The sequence below is a fragment of the Bacteroides sp. An269 genome (assembly GCF_002159755.1).
In the GTDB taxonomy this organism is placed as follows: domain Bacteria; phylum Bacteroidota; class Bacteroidia; order Bacteroidales; family Bacteroidaceae; genus Phocaeicola; species Phocaeicola intestinalis.
Genome location: NZ_NFJG01000186.1, coordinates 1 through 4548 on the forward strand (window position 1 = coordinate 1; position 4548 = coordinate 4548).

Sequence of the window (4548 nt, forward strand, 5' to 3'; positions counted from 1 at the left end):
CGCTCCTGTTCTTCGTCAGATAGCCCGCTATCTTCCTCATCACAGAAGCGAAAATGCCTCAAAAACTCATCCCAAATCATCGCACGATAAATTCAAAACAGCTTCTAATAAAAAAACGCCGCCCCAGGTGTAACCACTACAACCAGGACGGCTTCAAACAAATGTTTATAAAAGCAAATTATCAGAAGCGAACCATCATTTCTACTACCAATTTATCTTGTTCCGACTCCAATGCCAACGAGTTGTCATCGTAAAAATATTTCTCATAGTTCAAGCGGAGATCGGCTTGGAAAGGCTTACCAAAACTAAACGTCAAACCGCCAGTAACACGCTTGCGCTCGTGGTCGGTGATGATGTAATCTATCCCATCCTCATCCAATTCATCGCTGTTGTTGCCCATATAGTCGAAACGTGCCAGAAAAGACACTTTCTTTATCAAGCTTTTTTCTTTCCTGATGAAATAATCGTAATTGATGAAAGCATCCACTGCCCACACACTCTCGAACGAAGAGTGAGCATAATCCTTATACATTGCTTCTACCTCGAAATGCCAGTTATTCCAGTCATAATAAGTGCCAAGGTCGTACATGTAGATGTTGCGGTCGAACGGGCGAATGCGCTGCGTACTTAACGTCAGATTATACCCTTTGAAAGGCTGCATCTCCAGTTTTGCTGAATAAGACAAAGCTTTGTGCCACCCTTTCTGTTCGGTCAATCCTGAACCACTGAACAAACCAGCTTCCAACGAAAAGGGAAAACCTTCTTTCATACTATATTTCAACGTGGCACCCGCATCGCGCAGACTACCCATCTGCTTGGCAATGAACGAGCGGTTAGCAAAATACTGCAAGTGAGGAGAACGGTGCGCATCAATGGTAAAAGGCACACGCATTTGCCCGATGGTGACATCAAAACCTTTAAATGGAGTAACCCTTGCATAGGCATCCAACATCTTGATAACCCCCTCGTCGCAAAGGTCGATTTCAGCCTTATAACTCACGATAGGGAGCAGTCTGCCAGTCGCGCTGACACGTGCGTTACGCACTTGGAAACGTTGCTCATTGGTCGTAGTCTGATATTCGTACTTTCCACGCACTGTACCGTGAATCTCGGGAACCGCATCTTTCCAACTAAAATCTTGAGCACCGACAGATGCTACAGAGAGCGCCAACAACAGCGCAGAGAGATATTTTTTCATTTGTCTCTTCATTTTTAACTTGTGCAAAGGTAAAGGACAAAGGTAAACTATTTATGTCAAACATATTACAAACATGTTACATTTTATTAAGAGCCTGTTTTGAAATGTGCTCGGACTTAGAGCCTGTTTAAATTTTCCAATAAAGTAATATTCTATCAGGTTCTTTTGCGTTTGTTTCCGGTCTGTTTTCCCGATTTTATTCGTCAGATAGCCCGCTATCTTCCTCATAAAGTCAGAAAAACATCCTCGAAAACAATTCGCAAAATTAACCTGAGCAAAATTTAAACAGGCTCTTAGAGCCTGTCGTTTAAATATATGTTTAAAGATTGTGTTACATAACGATACCAGTTTCCCGGTCTACATTGTTCGTGACCTTGGTTCCTGCATGGTGTTTCTTTCCCACACTGAAATCCCATGACAGAGTGAGCAGGAACATGTTCCCGTTATCCTTTATGAAGGACCAAGTTTCTTTCCGTACCTCATTGCTCAGCAATTTTGTGCCACCGCTCCATCCTTTGGACTTAAAGGGATAAAGCATACCGGCACCCACATTGAAATGCTTGATTTTGTATGAACATTGAAGCATACAGTTTCCAATATAACTGCCTTTTCGGTAAGATTATTAATCTTCAGGCTGTAAGATTATTAATCTTACAAGCGCAAGATTATTAATCTTACACCAGATGAAGCTATCACAATTTGGCGATTTATTTTTTCCACCACATTACTGCTTGTTATTGTTACGATGATTTACATACGGTTCTTCTGGCTGTCTCCGGCTCCTGTTCCTTTGTACTTGCTCTTGGCTGCATTAAACTTATATCGTAAAGTTATGCTGATATTTCTACGGGCTTCCATTTTGATTGTCATCAGACGGTTGCCACTGTAAACAGTTGATTTTGCCTGATAGGAATTGAAAAGGTCATTAGCTTTCAACTGAACCGAAAGGCGGTCTTTAAGGAAACTCTTGTAAAGACTGATGTTGGCAAACCAGCACCCTTCTTCGACCTTTGTATTTTCGTTGTCACCCGGCGTGTCAAAACCTAAATCTACATCGAGACTGATACCAAGAGGCAGCTTGAAATTGTTGTTCCAGGCAAAGCTCAATATCGGATTATTGAAGTTTTCTGTTCCATTGGATGTTTCCACTTTATACCATTGCTGGAGCAGAAGAAAATTGAACTGTGGAGACCATAATCCGATTGTTGGAGACAAGGTCAGTGTGGTATATAACTTGTCACTGTTATACATGTTGTAGAAGGAATGTAACGAAACGGTTGGATTGTCTTCCGAATATGCCCTGCTCAACTGTGTAATGGCATCTTTACCGTGTATATATCGTGAGTTGAGGTATATCCACTTGTATGATACATTCAGTGTAAGACGGTTTATCAGTGACGGTCTCAGCAGCGGATTACCCCCTTCGTAGGTATATCGGTTTCCGTACATGATGTCACTTCTCAGCATCCAGTATGTAGGGCGATAGATACTGCCGGTGTAGGTCAGTTGTGTCTGTACTTTACCAATCGGAAGATTCAAGGATACGGATGGGAATACGTTGTCGTATGTCCTGCTCTGCTCGTCCATATACTTGCCATCCTCGTAATAGTCGGAAGACAAATGCTCATAACGTACACCTAACTGTGCCTGAAGTTTGCCGAAGCTGCGGGCATATTCCAGAAATGCCGAAGTAGAGTTTTCCTTGATGTTGCTGTTATTGTCATTCAGGATTCCTTCCACATTCGTGTATGAATTATCCCGGTCCGTATAGGTATATTCTCCACCAAGCGACAGATTGCCGCCCCATAAGGGATGTCCGAATACCAGTTTGGCAGCATAAAGTGTATTGTTTGTAAGATTGTTGGTTGTGACGGTCTGTTTCTGTAAGGAACCTTCGGCCGGAGTGAACTGCTCGAGCATCTCCTGTGGGCTTCTGGTATCCGACCAGAAACCGTCCGCATTGAAGTCTATGTTCCAGTCTCCTATACGTCCGTTATAATAGGCATTGAGGGTATGTCTGGTTTCCTGTGTATTTCTCCAGCCCGTAGTGTGACTCTCCTCATAAAGAGCATCATCCTGATACACCAGGGTATTCATCGGGTCTACCGTTTCATGACGTTCCGGTGTCCGGTCATAATCATAGCGTGCACCCAGAGAGTGATTTTCGTTAAACTGATAGTTTAGCGACAGCATGGCCGAAATATCTTTCATGTCATATTGTGTGCAGAGATATGAATCCTGTATCCATGTCTTATCCAACAGCGTTTTCTGTGTGATGGTCTTGCGGTCTTCCGTGTATCCTTTCTTGCCATACAGCATACCCGAAAGGTCGAAGCCTCCTTTTCGGTAATTGAAGTTGTACTGGTCCAACACATTCCATCCGTAACCGTAGCCTGTATAAAAACGGTTGTTGAAACCGAACCCTTCTCCCTGTGGCTTTTTAGTCTGAATGCGGATAACCGCATTGACTGTCGCATCATAGCGCGAGCCGGGATTGTTCACCACTTCCACGCTCTTGATGTTGTCGGATGCAAGTTGGTCGAGTTCGGATTTGTCCCGTACTTTACGTCCGTTGATATATATTTCAGGAGTTCCGGCACCAAAAACTTTAATATCCCCCTCATTGGCTGATACGCCAGGTATTTTGTTTAACAGGTCGTTTCCTGTTCCTGCGTTTTCAAGGATGCTACCCGCAACTGTAGTCACCATGGCATCCCCTTTTACGCGTGTTTTAGGTAAGTCTGCTTTTACAACAACTTCCCCTAATTGTTGTGCATCTGATACGAGCTGCACGATACCGATATTGGCCGGAGATACAGGCTTACATACGGTCTTATATCCGATAGAGGATATTTTCACTATCTGATTTTCCGATGTTGACTCCAGTGTGAAAGAACCATCCTCACCGCTAATGGTTCCATTTACAAACGCTGAATCCGGCAATGACAACAGCACCACATTGGCGTATGGCAACGGTTGGCTGTTCTCGTCAATCAATTTTCCGCTTACTGTCTGTGCGGATAAACTGACAGGTAGTATGATTCCTGTCAGCACAAACAAAAATACTTTAATAAATCTCATTGTATATTACTCTTATTGTTTACGATTATCTATTCCGACCACAAAGTTAGTATATACAAATTAAAAGTGTATAAAAAGTATATCTACATTTTAATCAGAATAAAAATCCATGTATTATATTAATATACAATGGTTTATCATACGTTTTACACCAAACCCCAAATCTACATTTTCATTTTTCAGAACTCTGCCACCCATCTGTCGAGTGTCATTTCATCCGGAAGACCGTCTTGCAGAGTATCGCTCAGATGCTTCTTCAGGCGGAACTT

Annotated in this window: 3 protein-coding genes; all 3 read right to left on the reverse strand. The window is 42.7% G+C overall.

The features are described from left to right. Positions 1-181: 181 nt before the first annotated feature. The 3 genes from B5F71_RS18840 to B5F71_RS18850 all read right to left on the reverse strand — a co-directional run bounded on the left by B5F71_RS18840 (position 182) and on the right by B5F71_RS18850 (position 4279). Entirely contained in the window at positions 182-1198 is a 1017-nt protein-coding gene (locus B5F71_RS18840) for a porin (protein WP_087213405.1), read from the reverse strand. 331 nt (positions 1199-1529) lie between these two features. Beyond that, positions 1530-1784 carry a hypothetical protein gene (locus B5F71_RS18845; protein WP_225226422.1) on the reverse strand — a complete coding sequence of 85 codons (255 nt, stop codon included), beginning with the start codon at positions 1782-1784 and terminating at the stop codon, positions 1530-1532. 164 nt (positions 1785-1948) lie between these two features. Further along, entirely contained in the window at positions 1949-4279 is a 2331-nt protein-coding gene (locus B5F71_RS18850) for a TonB-dependent receptor (protein WP_087213408.1), read from the reverse strand. Positions 4280-4548 lie beyond the last annotated feature (269 nt).

What these genes read in the sequence shown, in the direction of transcription:
- B5F71_RS18840 (WP_087213405.1), bottom strand. Translation starts at nt 1,198, where the DNA reads ATGAAAAAATATCTCTCTGCGCTGTTGTTGGCGCTCTCTGTAGCATCT.
- B5F71_RS18845 (WP_225226422.1), bottom strand. Translation starts at nt 1,784, where the DNA reads ATGCTTCAATGTTCATACAAAATCAAGCATTTCAATGTGGGTGCCGGT.
- B5F71_RS18850 (WP_087213408.1), bottom strand. Translation starts at nt 4,279, where the DNA reads ATGAGATTTATTAAAGTATTTTTGTTTGTGCTGACAGGAATCATACTA.